Origin of the sequence: Pseudomonas spelaei (assembly GCF_009724245.1) — a bacterium.
Taxonomy (GTDB): Bacteria; Pseudomonadota; Gammaproteobacteria; order Pseudomonadales; family Pseudomonadaceae; genus Aquipseudomonas; species Aquipseudomonas spelaei.
In genome coordinates this window covers 54,007-69,426 of record NZ_WNNK01000024.1, presented here as the reverse complement: position 1 = coordinate 69,426, position 15,420 = coordinate 54,007, and the positions used below count along the sequence as shown (strand labels likewise).

The window sequence follows — 15,420 nt, the reverse complement described above, 5'->3', positions numbered from 1 at the left end:
GATGGGCGAAGGACTTGAAGATATTCTGGCCGAGCATCTGGCGGTGATGTTTTGCGGCATCAACCCCGGCATGGCCGCCGCCGCTCAAGGGCACCACTTTGCGGGCCGCAGCAACCGTTTCTGGCGCACGCTGCATTTGGCTGGCTTTACCCCGGAAGAAATACGCCCGGAAAACGATCGAAGCATCTTGCAGTTTCGATGCGGGTTAACCACCGTTGTCGAACGGCCTACCGCCCGTGCGGATCAACTGTCTTTGCATGAGTTCAAGGCGGCTGCGGCGGGTTTTGAACAGAAGGTCGCGCGTTACTCGCCAGGTTTCGTGGCGTTTCTCGGTAAGGCGGCGTACAGCGCGCTGTCGGGCCAACGGGAGATTGCCTGGGGGCTACAGTCACAAAAGTTTGGAGGCGCGTCGGTGTGGGTTTTACCCAATCCCAGCGGACTCAATCGCGGGTTTTCCCTGGAGCAATTGGTGAGCGCGTACCGCCAGTTGCGATTGGCCGCAGAGCGCTAATCGGTGCGGTCCCCAATCAGGTCACTGATCGCCTGCGCATCCATCGGCTGGCTCAGGTAGAACCCCTGCGCTTCATCGCAGTGCACATCCTTCAGGGCCTTGAGCTGGTCGTCGGTTTCCACGCCTTCGGCGGTCACTGTCAGCGAGAGCGCCCGGCCCAGGCCGACGATGGCCTGGATGATCGACTGATCGCCGCCGCTGGCGGTCAGGCCGCCGACAAAACTGCGGTCGATTTTCAGTCCGTCGAACGGAAATGAGCGCAGGTAACTCAGCGACGAATACCCCGTGCCAAAGTCATCCATCAGCAAGCGAACGCCCAATGCCTTGAGGCCCTGCATGATGCTTAAGGCGATCTTTTCGTCGTTGAGCATCACGCTTTCGGTCAGCTCCAGTTCCAGCCGTGCCGGGTTCAAGCCGGTGTCGGCCAGCACCGACTTGACCCGTGCTACCAAGTGCCCACGCTGGAATTCGGTGGAGGACAGGTTGACCGAGATCATCACGTCGTCAGGCCACAGCGCGGCAGCCTTGCAGGCCGCGTGCAGCACCCAATTGCTCAGCGGCAGGATCAGCCCGGTTTCCTCGGCAATCGGGATAAAGACATCCGGCCCCAGCAGCCCGCGTTGTGGGTGCTCCCAACGCACCAGGGCCTCGGCACCGGCCAGGCGCTTGCCTTCAATGCGGTAGCGCGGCTGAAAGTCCAGGCGCAGTTCCTCGTTCTTGATCGCGTGGCGCAAGTCGCTTTCAAGCTGGCGACGCTCAATGATTCGGGCGTTCATGTCACCCGCATAAAAACGCCAGGTATTGCGGCCACCGTCCTTGGCTTCGTAGAGCGCGATGTCGGCGTAGCGCAAAAGCTCTTCGGCCAGGATGGCATCCGCCGGCGCCATGGCAATACCGATGCTGGCACTGATAAACACTTCGTGCTCAGTGATATAAAACGGCAGCTCGATGCCGTCGATCAGGCGTTTGCACAAAGTCTCAACCTCCAGCGGCGAACTCATGTTCGCCACCACCAGCACAAACTCGTCGCCGCCAATGCGCGCCACCAGGTCATCGCCCCGCAGGCAGCCCTGCAAACGACGGGACACCTGGTTGAGCACCTCGTCACCTGCCGCGTGCCCCAGCAGATCATTGACCGGTTTGAAGCGGTCCAGGTCGACGCTGAGCATTACCAACGGCCTTTCCAGTGTCGGTGAGGCCTTGAGCTTGCCCTCCAGAAACTCCTGCATCCGTGTGCGGTTGGCCAACCCCGTCAAGGCGTCGTGCTGCGACAAATACTCAATGCGCCGCCGGGCTTCGACTTCTTCGGTAATGTCGCTGGCGGTACCGCGATACCCTTGCCCGGGTATCTCACGCACCGATAGCCGGCAGATGTGCACTTTGCCGTCGCCAGACAGGTAGTTGCACTGCACGATCGCATTGACGCGCCGGGCGTGGTCCTTGAACCAGCTGGACAGCGGGCCCTGATCGGACGTCAGCAGATCATCTACCGCATGCCCCAGGCACTCGGCCCGGGCAAGGCCGGTGATCACTTCAAAACGCTCCGACAGGTAGGTGAACCGCAGATGGACGTCCACCTCCCAGATCCAGTCGGAGGCCGCTTCAGCCACATCGCGAAAGCGCTCCTCGCTGATGGCCAGGGCCGCGCGACTGGCTTGCAGGGTGGTGTAATTACTGTCCATGACTCGCGCCGCGGCGGTGGTCCGGCGCTGAATGTACCAGGCCATCAGGCCGAATATCAGGCCGGCCACAGCGATCAGCGGCACTACCAGGACCAGCAACTGATGCCCAGGATCTTCTGATGTCCATTGCACAACGCCGGCGTTGTCTCTGAGGGCCAGGGTCGATGTACTGGCCGAGGCCGGCGCCACCCGTAAGCCCTCTACACCAAAATCCCGGCCCAGCGCTTCCAGGCGTTCAGGTCCCAGCCTGGCAACGAATATCAGCACCGACGCGGGACCCGCGTCAGCCTTCACATTGGGATCGGTTCCCGGGGTGAGCGCAGCGGCCGCCAGTACCGCAGGTGTGCCGTCGGCGTTGACCAGCCGGCTGACAGACTGGCTGTTGGCGGCGCCTTCGCGAGCCTGGGCCAATAGCGTATCAATCGGTGTGTGCAACCAGTCTTGAACCGCAACGGACTGCAACTGCCCGTCAATCACCGAATACACCGTACGATCGGTCGGATCGACGACAAAGACCCCCTGAAACCCCAGGTCGGTCGATAATGTAGAGCCGACGTTTTGCCGGACAAAAGCCCATTCCACATCGACTTTCTGATGCAGGTTCTGGTAGGCGTCACCCCAGAACGCATAGTCCTTGACCGTGGAGCCCGCCGTCCTTTCAACCGACAGCAGGGCATTTTCGATATCCAGCCGATTGTGCTCACCGGCATCGTGGTTCAGGTGATGCGCAATGGAGATCAGCAACACCCCCACCAACAAAAACATCGCCAGCAAAAGCGCCGAACAGGCCAGCAAGGAGGCCCGTGCAGCCGCGAGATTGGAGGTTTTACCCCCCGGCGAAGATTTGGGATCAACGCTGAGCTTTTCCATAGTGCTCCAGGCGCCATGGCGACCTAAGAACCCGCACCGAAAATCACACTGCGCACGCTGACGTGCGCGACTGCTTGCTCATAGAAGATAGACACTTTTTCAGGAGGTCTCAGGTTTCCTGGAAAAAAGCCAATGGCTCGTCGGCCCCAACGCCTTCGGGCGCTCAAGCTCAGGTGTCTGAAGTCGCCGCCCGACGCTTCTGGCGCTGCGACTCCAGCCAAATCACCAGCACCAACAAACCACCGCCGGCGATCAGCAAGCTGAGCAGCCAACCCAGGGTTTCGGCCAGTTGGGTGAAGAACAGGGTGTACAACTGGATGATCAAAAACGTCACGCCATACCCCACCAGCATGCCGAACCGCAGGCGCAGGCCCAACGCCAACACACCGAGGCTGACGGCGGCCCACAGCAGGTTGAACATCAGCAGTTCACCGTCCTCGGCAAAATGCCACGGCCCGTCGATCAAGTCGTAGCTGCCAAACAGCGACAACAGCCACAAGGCCATCTCGCCGACAAACAAACCGCAGGAAATCCACACCTTGGCAAACCCGCTGTAGCGGGCCAGCAACCCGGCCTCACACCGTAGGTGCACGGCCCCCGCAGCCACCAGCACCGCTGCAGCGCCGAGAAACCGCAGCGGATAGTTCATGCCGAACCAGTAGGCGCCCCAGCCGGACACATACCCAGTGCGGCCACCAAACCAGACAAAAAACAACACGCTGCACAACGTCAGCAGCAACACATTGCCCAAGGCATAGCTGAGCACCAGCAGCACCAGCAGATCGATCAACAGCAGCGCCGGCCAGTTGCCGGAGCCGTCCGAATAGATCATGCCCACCACAAAGCTCACACCGATCAACGCAAAGCCACCCAGCAGTTCGGCGGTGCTGCCCAGCATCCTCAAGCCTTTGCCGGGCAACCAGCGCCCGACGGCGAACAGACCCAGGGTCAACACGGACAAGCTGATCGCCAGTTTGGGCAGGGTGAACGTCAGGTGCTCACGCAGCAGCAACAGCAGACCGGCCGCGAGGCTAATGGCGCCGAAGGTCAGAAACCAACGCCCGAGTGAGCGCCAGTCCCATCGGGTCAAGGGATACAGTTCACCGATACGGCTGTGGGCGGCGGGATCGATCTGACCCTCGCGCAGCCATTGATCAAGGGCGTCGTGGACTTGTCGATTGCGGCGATCCGGGCTCATGACCGATTCTCCCTGGCACGTAGCGCCGCACGTTCAAACACCCATCCCAGCAACACACCCACTGCCCCGGCCGCCGCGAAGAACGCCGCGACACTCAGGCGGTCCCAGGCGTATTCGTAGAAACGCGTGTACAGGTCGATACCCAGAAACACCACACCAAACCCGGTGAAGCTGGGGTGCTTGAAGCGCGCGCCGATCACCAACTGGCTGATGGCCCCAACGGTGAACAACAGTATCCAGAGCCCCGATTGGGACGAGCTGTAATTGTCCAGGCTGAGAAACCACAGTGAACAGTTGAAGTAGAGCAAGCCGAAAATCACATACAAGCGCCCGAAACCACTGAAGTGCCGTAGCGGCCCTTCTTCCGCCTGCTGGTGCCAAAGCCCCAGGAGCGCTGCCAGCCCGGCAATCACCGCCATGGCGCGCGGGTCCTGGATGTCGAACAGGTATGACCCACCGCCGGCATACCGCTCCCAGGAACCCAGGCCGTGAAAGGCACACAGCAGTCCCAGAAACAATGGCCAGCGCAGGCGATAACGATAGGCCGTGGCCGCACTCAGCAAGGCAGTGACCAGCAACGCCAGAGGGATACGGTCCAGCCCGCCCGCCTCGTCGCCAATGCCGCCGAGTAACAGGCTGCCACCGATCAGCATCAGGCCGATGGTCAAAATGGCCACACCGGTCACCGGCATACGCCCCGCCGGATCACGCGCCAGGCGTACCCCGACCCACCACAACAGCACGCCGGCGACAAAAAACAGCACCACACCGAGGGTGACCGACTCACTGAGGTAACTCACGCCACCCAGGATGGCCATGCCAATCAGCAGCACCGCGCCGATGCCCAGCCATTGCAACACCGTCGACAGCAGTTGGCCGGGACGCCGATAGGGCGCGCTCAGCCGCTCCTGGGTTTGCGGATCGATCAACCCCCGGTGCTGCCAGTCGGCAATTTCGTGGACCATTAGCTGCTGCGTGGTTTTTCTCATGGAGGTCAGGCGCTGTGTTAATTGTTCGAATAATGGGAGGGGCTTGTGTGTGCAACGAAAGCATAGTGAACAACAGCGCAGGGGCACCATGCTTTTCAAACGAAACAGCGAAATCCAAAGTAAAAAAGCCTGATGCCGATCAGCTAAGCAAACACAGGCCCTCAAGATAGAGAAGATCAAAGGTGGGAGTTGTCGAGCCCCAGCGAGGCTGCGATGGCGGTGGGTCAGGCAACATCAATGTTGACGGTGCCGACGCCATCGCAGCCTCGCTGGGGCTCGACATCTCCCACACTGGATTTGCTTCGGTTGCTGGATCTCCACTCCTTAACTGACTGGCATTAGCCAAAAAGCCTGCATTTCTGCAGGCTTCTTCGTACATCTGGCACCAGGCCCCGGATTTGACCGCCGGGTTTCCTGGTTTATAAACCGTTAGAAATCCACGGTACCCGAGAGCAGCACCGTGCGTGGTGCACCCAAGCCACCGGAGAGGCCGCTGCCGTCGCCGCCGTTCCAGGAGCCGAGCCAGTACGCCTTGTTGGTGACGTTCTGCACAGTGGCGCGCAAGGTCACTGGTTTGGTTTCAACCTTGAAGGCATAGCGGGCACCCACATCGTAGGTGGTGTACGAGTCCAGCGAGACCCGATGATCATTGGTCGCGTATTGCTTGCCCGTATGGTTGATGTTTCCGGTCAGGGTCAGCCCAGGGACGTCAAGGAGGTCATATTCAGTGCCCAGCTTGGCAATCACCTTGGGTACACCAGTGACTTGCTTGTCTTTGACGCCGCCGGTGACCACTTTGGTCATTTCCGCCTGGGTGTAGGTCGCCCCGCCCATCAGGCGCAATCTCGGTTGCAACTCGCCGAAGAACGACCATTCCACGCCACGGTTGCGCTGCTCGCCATCGACGCTGTAGATCAGGGTCACCGGATCGGTGGAGGCGCTGGGCTTCTCGATCTGGAACAGGGCGACGGTATGGGCGAAGGTCCCCAGATCGACCTTGGCGCCGACCTCGTATTGCTTGGTCCGATAGGGCTGCATCACCTCACCGACGTTCACTGCCGACACTGGTGCCGTACCGCCCTGGCTCAGGCCTTCGATGTAGTTGGCATAGAGCGACACCTTGTCTGTCACCTTGACCAGAAGCGCGGTGGCCGGCGAAACCCGGCTTTCGTCATAACTGGTTTTCGTGGTGGCGCCGGTTGGGCTGTACGCGGCGTTGGTGTTTTGCACGCGCTGGCGTCGGGCGCCGACGGTCCACTGCACACGGCCATCTGCGAAGGACAAGGTATCGGCGATTGCATAGCTGCCCAGTTCGGCCTTGATTTGCGACGTGGTTACGCCGTAACCCGGGAAGGTCGGTGCGTTGCCGAAATCCAGGTTGTCGTAGTTAGTGGTACCGGGAATCCCGGCCCTGGCGTCCTTGAAGCTGTTATCGGAGGTGTAGCGCGTCGCGGCGATGGTCCAGGCGTGGTCCACGGGACCTGTCTGGAAATTGCCCTTCAAGCCAGCCTCACCGGATTGCTGGGTGCCACTGCGGATCGAGCGAATCGCCGAAGAGCTGATGTCACCCACGTTGTTCACCAGGGTGCTTGAGTTGATCAGCGCGTTGTAACCACCATCACGCTGCCCCCACGCCGCGTAGGCGGTGAGCGAATCCGTCAGGTCATACTCGCCCCGCACCATCGTGGTGGTGGTGTTGTTGATGGTGTAGGCCCAATCTGGCGCCAGCGCGTAATCGCCCTTCTTGGGGCTGGGCAGGTGGGTGACGTTGGGGCCAATCGTGTTGATCCCGAAGTAGTTGAGGCCGTCGATACGCTCACGCTGCTTATAGAAGTCGGCCGACAAACGAGCCCGCTCGCCGCGCCAGTCCAGCCCGAGGGAGGACAGCGCCATTTTATGCTGTTGATTATCCACTGCCGTATCACCGTCACGGTAAACCCCATTGAAGCGCACGCCAAACTGCTTCCGGTCACCGAAGCGCTGCCCCAGGTCCGCGTGCACACCGCCCAGACCTCGGGATTCATACGTGGTGGTCAGGCGTGCCAGCGGCTCATCACCAGCGCGCTTAGGCACCAGGTTGATGCTGCCACCCACCGTACCGCTGGGTGGCATGCCGTTGAGCAGCGCGGAAGGACCTTTGAGCACTTCCACGCGCTCGGCCAGTTCGGTAGAACCGCGCATGTTTGGTGCCATGCCCACCAACCCGTTGAAGGTGATGTCATCGGCAGTACTGTTAAAGCCGCGAATGAAAAAGGTTTCAAAGTTGCTGCGCTTGGTGGGCACATACACCGAAGGGTCGGTAGCGCCGATCACCGAACCGATGTCCTGCGCCTGGCGGTTCTGAATGTACTCATCGGTATAGCTGATGGTGTTGAACGGCGTCTCCATGAAGTCCTTGTTGCCCAACAGCCCGACGCGGCTGCCGGAGGCAACCTGCCCTCCCGCATAAGCCGGCGGCAGGTCCGTGGCGGCGTTCATGGCACCCTCCACCAGCGTTTCAGACAGCTCCAGGCTGGCTTTGCCTGTACCTTCCTGGGTCTCGGCGGCCACGGCCATGGAACTCCCGGTCAGCCCCAGCAACAGCGCCATCTGCACGGCAGTGAACGTACGATTCAAGGTAAAGCGTTGCGCACCCTGCGGTGAATCAGGGGTAGCGCGATGTTGGCGACAGCGTTCCGACATGCTGGGTTCCTTTCGATTCGGAGAGTTGGAATGTATTCACTAGGTTTTCCGAACCAGAACGCGAAACCCTCAATAGCAATCATTAGCATTTATATATTTTTTACAAAAAAAGGGCAGGTACCGAAATGGCACCCGCCCTTTGTGCTGCCAATACGCTTGGCGGATCAGCCCTTGTAGCCCTGAACCACCTCGTCAGCCATGCGATTGAGGCACGTCACACTGGCGGTGCACAGGTACCAGGTCTGGGCATCGACGAAGATCACATGCCCGTTGTTCCAGGCCTTGGTCTTGCGCAGCAGCGGGTTGTCCAGGCTCTTCATATCCAGCGCCGGCCGCCGCTCCATCACCGCCGTGCGGTCGATCACGTAGAGAATGTCGGGATCGGCCTGCTGGATAAATTCATTGGAAATCGGCTGGCCATGCAAGCCGGCCTCGATGTCGGTACTGGCCGGTTTCACGCCCAGGGTGTCGAAGATGAAGCCGTAGCGCGACTTCACGCCATAGGAGGTAAAGGCTCCATTGTTATGCAGCACGATCAGCGCTTTCTCGGGGCGCCCTTCGGTCACGCGTCGGGTCTGCTCCACCTTGGCGTCCATTTCCGCGACTTTCTGGCGGGCCAGTTCTTCCTTGCCGAAGATCTGCCCCAGGGTGGTCAAATGGTTCTTGGCCGTGGTGATCAGATTGCCCTGCTTGTTGGTCAGGTCCACATCGTCATAGACCGTCGGCGCGATCTGGCTCAACTCCGCGTAGCTCTGCGCCTGGAGCGGCGAGATCAGGATCAGGTCGGGCTTGAGGGCATGCAACCGCTCAAGGTTGGGCTGGATGGTCGACCCCACATCCATGATGTTCGGGTCGTCACGGTACTTGACGAGGAAGTTGGCGACATAGTCCTTGGCGATGCCCACCACCGGCGCACCCAGTTGGTCGAGTGTATCGAGCTCACTCATGTCGAAGGCCACCACGCGCTCCGGAAGCTTGGTGATCACCGTCGTCCCCAACGGATGCTCGATCTTGATCGGCTCGTAGTGCGCCTGCGCGGTGGCGGGCGCAGGCGCCTCTGCCGACGGCTTGTCACATCCTTGCAGACCGGCCGCCACAGCGACTGCCAGCAGTGCCCCACAGATTCTTTTTGCGTTACCGGTGCTCATATCAGCTCCCTTGACGGTGATGGGTTGAAGTAGTTGCAGACGAACCCCTGCTCGCTCTGCAGGATCTCGAAATCCAGATCAAACAGATCGCGCAAGCGCGCCTCGGTGACGACCTCCGCCACCGGGCCACGGCAATGCACCGCGCCGTTTTTCATGGCCACGATATGGTCGGAATAGTTGGCGGCGAAGTTGATGTCATGCACCACCAGAATTACCGTGCGCCCCTGTTCGTCGCACAAGCGGCGCAGCGCGCGCATGATCTGTACGGCATGCTTCATGTCGAGGTTGTTGAGTGGCTCGTCCAGCAGCAAGTAATCGGTTTGCTGGGCAATGGTCATCGCCAGGAACGCCATCTGCCGCTGCCCGCCGCTGAGTTCATCGATGTAAGAAAGACGCAGCGGTTGCAGCGACAGAAACTCGATGGCCTCGTCGATGGCCTGGCGATCGTGAGCGGTGAGCGCCCCACGGCTGTAGGGAAAGCGCCCGAAGGCCACCAGTTCTTCAACGGTCAACCGCAGGTTGAAGTCGGGGGATTGACGCAAGGTGGCGACGCGCTTGGCATAGTCGCGGATCGGCACATCCGCAATGCTGCGCCCGCCAATCAGCAGGTCGCCCCGGGTTGGTGCCAACAGGCGCGCGATCAACATCAGCAACGTGGTCTTGCCTGCCCCGTTGGGGCCAATCAGCGAGGTCACCTGCCCTGGCGGGAACTGAACGCTGACGTCGCTCAGGACGTGCTTGTTGCCATACGCCTTATAGACGTGACTGAGGGAAATCATGGGGCGCCTCGGGTTCGAACCATCAGCGCGAGGAAATACACGCCACACACCAGGTTGATGAGAATGCTGACGGAGGTGTTGTAGTTGAACATCTGCTCGACCAGGTACTGGGCGATGATGAAAATGCCGATGGCGATGGCGCAACTCATGGGCAGCGTCACCCTGTGCCGGGCGGTGCGGGCAAGCGCATAGGTGATGTTCGCCACGAACACGCCCATGAAGGCCGTCGGCCCGACGAGGCTGGTGGAGACCGCCACCAGCATCGCGATCAGCGCAAGTTGCAGACGCACGCTGCGCTGATAATCGACCCCCAGGGAAATCGCCTGGTCACGCCCCAGCGACAGCACATCGAGCACCGGCAAGGTTCTTTGCGCGATGCAGCACACCACCGCCACCAGCAGGCCCGAATAGATCACTTGCCCGGGTTGCGCCTTGTTGAAGGAGGCGTAGTTGAAGCCCTGGAAAATCGAGAACTCGCCGGGGCTGATCTTCAGCTGGATAAACTGGGTAAAGGTCCCCATCACCATGCTCAGTACCAGCCCCAGCAGGAGCAGCAGGTACACGTTGTTGCGTCCGTCACGGAACAGCCAGCGGTGAATGAGCCACGAATAGGCGAGCATCAGCAGGATCGACAGCAACACATTGCCGTTACGCCCCAGCAGCACCAGGCTCTGGGTGCCCAGCACCAGGATCAGCAGAGCCTGGAACAGCAGGTAGATTGCCTCGTACCCCATGATCGCCGGCGTCAGTATCCGGTTGCCGGCAATGGTCTGGAAAATCACCGAAGAATAGGCAATGCAGACCCCGGCAATGCCCATCGCGGCCAAACGGGTCAGCCGCTTGGGAATGACGTACTCGAAGTCAAAGCCTGAGCCCAGCAACAGGAACGCTATCGCCAGGATCAGCACCAGCCCCCAGAGGCCATAGCGGGTAGCCACGCCTCTCATGTGTACTTCCTGATCAGCAGCACGAGGAACAACACACCGCCCACACTGCCCGCCGTCAGGCCGATGGGCACTTCGAAGGGGTAGATCAGCAAACGGCCGAGGATGTCGCACGCCAACAACAGCGACGCGCCGCACAGGGCGACGATGGGCAATGTTCGCTCCAGGTTCTCGCCGTAGTGCAGCGCCACCAGATTGGGAATCACCAACCCGACAAAGGGAATCGCCCCCACGGTAATCACCGTGGCAGAGACAGTGACCGCCACCAGCATCAGCCCCAGTGCCGCGTTAGCCGCGTAGTTCAGGCCCAGGCTGCTGGCCATGCCCTCGCCCATACCGAGCACGGTAAAGCGGTGCGCGAATAGATAAGTGAGCACCACGATCGGCAAGATCAGGTAGATGATCTCGTAGTTGCCCTGGACGATCTTCGAGAAGTCACCGAGCATCCAGCCCTGCATGCTCTGCAAGATGTTGTGACGGTAGGCGTAGAACTCGGCGATGGCGCTCAATACGCTGCCGTACATCAGGCCAATGACCGGAACCATCACGGTGTTCTTGAACTTGATACGGCGGATGATCGCGACATAGAGCAGGCTCGCCGCAAAGCAGAACGCCAGGGCAAACAGCATCCGGCCGGCCGCACCGGCGGCGGGCGCCACCGTCAGTGAAATCAGGATGCCCAGCTTTGCTGCATCCAGGCCGCCGGAAGTCGCCGGTTCTACGAAGCGGTTACGCACGATCTGCTGCAGGATCACACCACACACGGCCAGCCCCACTCCAGTCAGGATCAGGGCAGCGAGGCGTGGAAGGCGGCTGGCAGTCAGGGTCAGCCAGGCGTCATCGGAAAACGTGAACAGTTCGGTCCAGGAAACCTGTTTGACCCCCACCATCAACGAAAGGCAACAGAGCACGGCAAACAGGATCAGTAAGGCTGCACGACTCAAGAACCGCCCTCACTGTCAGACGTCCCGGCAATCCGCCAGCCTTTCGCGGCTCGGCGTTGCGCGAGAAAGTGCGCGTAGAGCCCTGGCGTGGCACTCAATTGCGCATGGGAACCCTGCTCGCTGATCTGGCCGTGATCAAGCACCACAATCTGGTCGGCCATGGCCACCGTCGACAGCTGATGCGCAATGACGATCAGCGTGCGGGTGCCGCGCAAGCGGGCGAGTGCTTCGGCAATGGCGGCCTGGTTCTCGGCGTCGAGAGCGGCAGTGGCTTCGTCGACCAACAGAATCGGCGCGTCCTTGATCAGCGCACGGGCGATGGAAATCCGCTGGCGCTCACCGCCGGACAGTCGTGCACCGCCCTCGCCCACCGGTGTATCCAGGCCTTGGGGCAGGCGCTCGATGATCTCCACGACCCCGGCTTGTTGTGCCGCTTCCATCACCTGGGTATCGCTGGCATCGGGTTTACCGATGCGGATGTTGTCGGCGATGCTGCCCTGGAACAGGTAAGCGTCCTGAAAGATCTGGCTGATCTGACCGGCCAATTGTTCACTGGACATCTGTCGGACATCCACACCGCCCACGATCACGCTGCCCTGCGTCACGTCGAAGAAGCGCGCAATCAGCCGCACCAGGGTGGTCTTGCCCGAGCCGGAAGCACCGACCAGCGCGGTCATGCTGCCGGGCTCGATACGCAGGCTGACATCGCGCAGTACATCAGCCTGATCCTCGGCATAGCGAAAGCTCACGTTGCGCAACTCAACAGATCCATCGACCGGCGCTTGCGGGGCCTGCGGCTCAGGCAGGGGCTTGACCGCAAAGATCCCGCGCACCGCATCCAGCTGACCGCGCGCGCCACGCAGCACCTCGCTATAACCGGCCACTTCCAGCAACGGGTCGATGAAGCGACTGACCAGCAGCAACGACACGATCACGGCGATGACCGAACCCGGTTCCAGGCTTGCGCCCAACTGGTCACCGAGCCATAGCGTGGCGGCCACCAGCAACACGGCGAAGCCGGCCTGTACCGCCCAGGCGTTGAACACCACCGACATCGCCGAGACGTGAATCAGCCGCTTTGCAGACTGCTGCTGGCGCCCGATGGCCTGCTCGAGAAACTGGGTACCGCCGTCCTCGCCATTGAAGGCGCGTAGCACCGATTGCGCCTGGGCAAACTCAACCATGCGCTGGCTGGCATGCGCGGCGTTGTGCTGGAAGCTTTGGTCGGCACGCTGGCCCAAGTGAGCGGTCAGCGCAAAGACACCAAACAGGATCGGCAGTGTCACCAGTGCGATCAACCCCATTTGCCAATGCAACGCGAACAACGCAACAAGGATCACTACCGGTGTAACCACACCCGTGATCAGCGGCGTAAAAACGTGAGCGGGTAGCTGGGCCATTTCCATCATGCCCTGGGAGGTCACATGGCTCAGCCGTGCGGTGTTTTGTGCGTTGAACCAGCCCACCGGCAGACGCGCCACATGGTCGCCGAGCCGATGACGGCCACGCTGGAGAACGGCGATGCCGACACGGATACCGGCTTTTTCCACGGTGCGTCGTAGCGCCCAGCACACCACCACACCGATCACCAGCGCGATCAGCCATTGCCCTGCCGAGCGCACATCACTGCCCAACAGATGGGTGAGCACCGGCACCAGGGTGACAATCGTCAGCCCGCAGAGCAGGCCGTAGACCAGCGTCATCCAGAGGTACCGGCGCAGTACCGGGGCCTCTTCACCCAGCAGTTGAATAAAGGTTTTCAGCATGACGATACCGCCTGTTCCTTGGCCTGTTCGTAGCCGCCCAGCGCCCACAGTCGGGCGTAGCGGCCTTTGCGGGCGAGCAGTTCGTGGTGACGTCCCTGCTCGCAGATCGTGCCGTTGTCGATCAGGATGATCTGGTCGGCGTGCATCACCGTATCGAGCCGGTGCGCGATCACCATCAAGGTGCGGCCCTGGGCGAATCGCGACAGCGCTTGCTGGAGCTTCACTTCATTCTCGGCATCGGCGGCCGCCGTGGCTTCATCGAGCACCAGCACCGGCGGATCAAGCAGTACGGCGCGGGCGATACTCACACGCTGCAACTCGCCGCCGGAAAGCTGCACATCCTCACCGATCACCGAGTCGTAACCCCGTGGCAAGGCGAGGATGCGCTCGTGAATGTTGGCGGTGCGGGCGGCCTCTTCGATTTCCTGCTGGCTGGCCGAGGGGCGGCCCAAGGCGATGTTGTCGCGCAGGCTGGCATGGATAAGGCGCACTTCCTGCAGCACAAAGCCGATGCGCCGGTACAACTGCGCGCTCTCGATCTGCCTGAGGTCGACGCCGCCCAGGGTGATGCGCCCTTCACTCGGATCGAAGAAACGCAGCAACAGGCGGGCCAAGGTCGACTTGCCCGAGCCGGAAGCACCGACAATCGCCGTCACCGTGCCAGGCTTGAGGGTGAAGCTGACATCCTTGAGCACCGGGGTTTGGCCGTCGTAGCTATAGCCGAGTTGCTCGACACGAATTTCGGCATTGTCCGCCAGCGTCGGCGCGGCGCCCGCCAAGGTTTCCAACACCGGTGTTTGCAGCAGCGTATGCACGCGCTGGGCAGCGCCGGTGGCATTGTTCAAGTCGTGGGTGACGTAGCTCAGCAGCAGCAGGGGTGCGCAGATGCCCGGCGCCACCAGAGCGAAGGGCAACACCTCGACCGGCGTGATCCAGCCCAGGCTCACCCACAACGTGCCAAACGCCAGCACCACGCCAAGTACCGCCACCGGGGCGATCATCGCGTGGGCGTTGGCCATCGCACTGACCAGCGGCCGAGTGAAGTCGTTAAACGCGTCAGCGAAGCCATCGACCGCCTCGCGGTAGCTGCCATGGGCCTTGCCTTCGACACCGAAAGCCTTGACCACGGGAATGCCGTTGACGAACTCAACCACTGCGTTGTTGATGCGCGCCATGCCAGCGCCAAATGACTGCATGTTCGCCCCGCTGGCCTTGGTGGCCCTGGAGAAGAACAGGAAAAACAGCGGGAACGGCAGCAGCGAGACAATCGCCATGCGCCAGTCCATGGCGAACAGGTAGAGGATCGAGATAACAATCGCGCCGATAGTGCGGCCCAGCGTGGTAAAGAAATGCGCGGTCAGGCTGTGCAGCGTGCCGATGTCATCCTGCATCGCTTGCTTGACCTCGCCCGAGGCCCGGCTGGTAAACCAGCCCAGTGGCACCTTGGCCAGCCGCCGGGTAATCGCCCGGCGCAAATGGCCGGTGATGTGATTGTCGGCCAGGTGCGCGACCATTTCGCCCATCGAGATCAGCGTCATCCCCAGGAACAGGCAGACCAGACTGATGATGACCACCCGCCAGACCTGATCCTGCATCTGGCCCCAGGCGGTAGCAACGTCGGCCTGACCCATTGCAAGCTGAGCGACATGGGCGATACCGGCCAGGGGCACCAGTGTCAGCATGGTGCCGATAGCGGCCAACACCGCCGCAATAATCAGTCGCCCACGTATGGGCCTGAGTACCTGGGATACCGAGCCAGTCGTGGCGGGTTCATCTTTAACACTCATGAGCTCTCCTGAATAACCACTGCAGGCAGCCTGAAGGCATGCCTGACTTCCTTTGCACTCGAGGGGTTTGCGCGCTGCGTACCTTGTATTCCGAACGGCAACGCAAAATCCTCAATCGAG

General features: G+C 61.2%; 11 protein-coding genes. 1 reads left to right on the top strand and 10 read right to left on the bottom strand.

Annotation, left to right across the window (positions count from 1 at the left end; translation table 11 throughout):
* Position 1 precedes the first annotated feature (1 nt).
* On the top strand, positions 2 to 511 hold the full coding sequence (gene mug, locus GNF76_RS23960; protein WP_155585556.1) for a G/U mismatch-specific DNA glycosylase: 510 nt from the start codon (positions 2 to 4) through the stop codon (positions 509 to 511).
* On the opposite strand, the gene GNF76_RS23955 is transcribed toward mug, so the two are convergent.
* From GNF76_RS23955 to GNF76_RS23910, 10 genes are all read right to left on the bottom strand, one after another.
* Entirely contained in the window at positions 508 to 3,063 is a 2,556-nt protein-coding gene (locus tag GNF76_RS23955; RefSeq protein ID WP_155585555.1) for a bifunctional diguanylate cyclase/phosphodiesterase, read from the bottom strand. The two genes, mug and GNF76_RS23955, sit on opposite strands and share 4 nt — an antisense overlap.
* 169 nt (positions 3,064 to 3,232) lie before the next feature.
* Positions 3,233 to 4,261, bottom strand: a complete 1,029-nt coding sequence (locus GNF76_RS23950; protein ID WP_155585554.1) for a DUF2157 domain-containing protein — start codon at positions 4,259 to 4,261, stop codon at positions 3,233 to 3,235.
* Positions 4,258 to 5,250, bottom strand: a complete 993-nt coding sequence (locus tag GNF76_RS23945; RefSeq protein WP_155585553.1) for a DUF2157 domain-containing protein — start codon at positions 5,248 to 5,250, stop codon at positions 4,258 to 4,260. The genes GNF76_RS23950 and GNF76_RS23945 overlap by 4 nt, the downstream gene beginning before the upstream one ends.
* Positions 5,251 to 5,679: 429 nt before the next feature.
* Positions 5,680 to 7,932, bottom strand: coding sequence for a TonB-dependent receptor (locus GNF76_RS23940; protein ID WP_155585552.1), 2,253 nt, complete (start codon positions 7,930 to 7,932; stop codon positions 5,680 to 5,682).
* Positions 7,933 to 8,096: 164 nt separating this feature from the next.
* The gene (locus GNF76_RS23935; protein WP_155585551.1) at positions 8,097 to 9,080 is read right to left on the bottom strand and encodes a siderophore ABC transporter substrate-binding protein; all 984 of its coding nucleotides are present in this window, start codon (positions 9,078 to 9,080) and stop codon (positions 8,097 to 8,099) included.
* Positions 9,077 to 9,859: an iron ABC transporter ATP-binding protein gene (locus GNF76_RS23930; protein WP_155585550.1), complete on the bottom strand. Its 783-nt coding sequence runs from the start codon at positions 9,857 to 9,859 to the stop codon at positions 9,077 to 9,079. The genes GNF76_RS23935 and GNF76_RS23930 overlap by 4 nt, the downstream gene beginning before the upstream one ends.
* Positions 9,856 to 10,806 (bottom strand): iron chelate uptake ABC transporter family permease subunit, encoded by a 951-nt coding sequence (locus GNF76_RS23925; protein WP_155585549.1) that lies wholly within the window; start codon positions 10,804 to 10,806, stop codon positions 9,856 to 9,858. Before GNF76_RS23925 ends, GNF76_RS23930 begins: the two co-directional genes overlap by 4 nt.
* Positions 10,803 to 11,747: an ABC transporter permease gene (locus GNF76_RS23920; RefSeq protein ID WP_155585548.1), complete on the bottom strand. Its 945-nt coding sequence runs from the start codon at positions 11,745 to 11,747 to the stop codon at positions 10,803 to 10,805. The genes GNF76_RS23925 and GNF76_RS23920 overlap by 4 nt, the downstream gene beginning before the upstream one ends.
* Positions 11,744 to 13,513 carry an ABC transporter ATP-binding protein gene (locus GNF76_RS23915; protein WP_155585547.1) on the bottom strand — a complete coding sequence of 590 codons (1,770 nt, stop codon included), beginning with the start codon at positions 13,511 to 13,513 and terminating at the stop codon, positions 11,744 to 11,746. The genes GNF76_RS23920 and GNF76_RS23915 overlap by 4 nt, the downstream gene beginning before the upstream one ends.
* Positions 13,507 to 15,300 carry an ABC transporter ATP-binding protein gene (locus GNF76_RS23910; protein ID WP_155585546.1) on the bottom strand — a complete coding sequence of 598 codons (1,794 nt, stop codon included), beginning with the start codon at positions 15,298 to 15,300 and terminating at the stop codon, positions 13,507 to 13,509. Before GNF76_RS23910 ends, GNF76_RS23915 begins: the two co-directional genes overlap by 7 nt.
* Between the last annotated feature and the right edge of the window lie 120 nt (positions 15,301 to 15,420).

Excerpts from the sequence above, each read along its gene's own strand:
- mug (WP_155585556.1), top strand. The coding sequence starts at position 2 with ATGGGCGAAGGACTTGAAGATATTCTGGCCGAGCATCTGGCGGTGATG.
- GNF76_RS23955 (WP_155585555.1), bottom strand. The coding sequence starts at position 3,063 with ATGGAAAAGCTCAGCGTTGATCCCAAATCTTCGCCGGGGGGTAAAACC.
- GNF76_RS23950 (WP_155585554.1), bottom strand. The coding sequence starts at position 4,261 with ATGAGCCCGGATCGCCGCAATCGACAAGTCCACGACGCCCTTGATCAA.
- GNF76_RS23945 (WP_155585553.1), bottom strand. The coding sequence starts at position 5,250 with ATGAGAAAAACCACGCAGCAGCTAATGGTCCACGAAATTGCCGACTGG.
- GNF76_RS23940 (WP_155585552.1), bottom strand. The coding sequence starts at position 7,932 with ATGTCGGAACGCTGTCGCCAACATCGCGCTACCCCTGATTCACCGCAG.
- GNF76_RS23935 (WP_155585551.1), bottom strand. The coding sequence starts at position 9,080 with ATGAGCACCGGTAACGCAAAAAGAATCTGTGGGGCACTGCTGGCAGTC.
- GNF76_RS23930 (WP_155585550.1), bottom strand. The coding sequence starts at position 9,859 with ATGATTTCCCTCAGTCACGTCTATAAGGCGTATGGCAACAAGCACGTC.
- GNF76_RS23925 (WP_155585549.1), bottom strand. The coding sequence starts at position 10,806 with ATGAGAGGCGTGGCTACCCGCTATGGCCTCTGGGGGCTGGTGCTGATC.
- GNF76_RS23915 (WP_155585547.1), bottom strand. The coding sequence starts at position 13,513 with ATGCTGAAAACCTTTATTCAACTGCTGGGTGAAGAGGCCCCGGTACTG.
- GNF76_RS23910 (WP_155585546.1), bottom strand. The coding sequence starts at position 15,300 with ATGAGTGTTAAAGATGAACCCGCCACGACTGGCTCGGTATCCCAGGTA.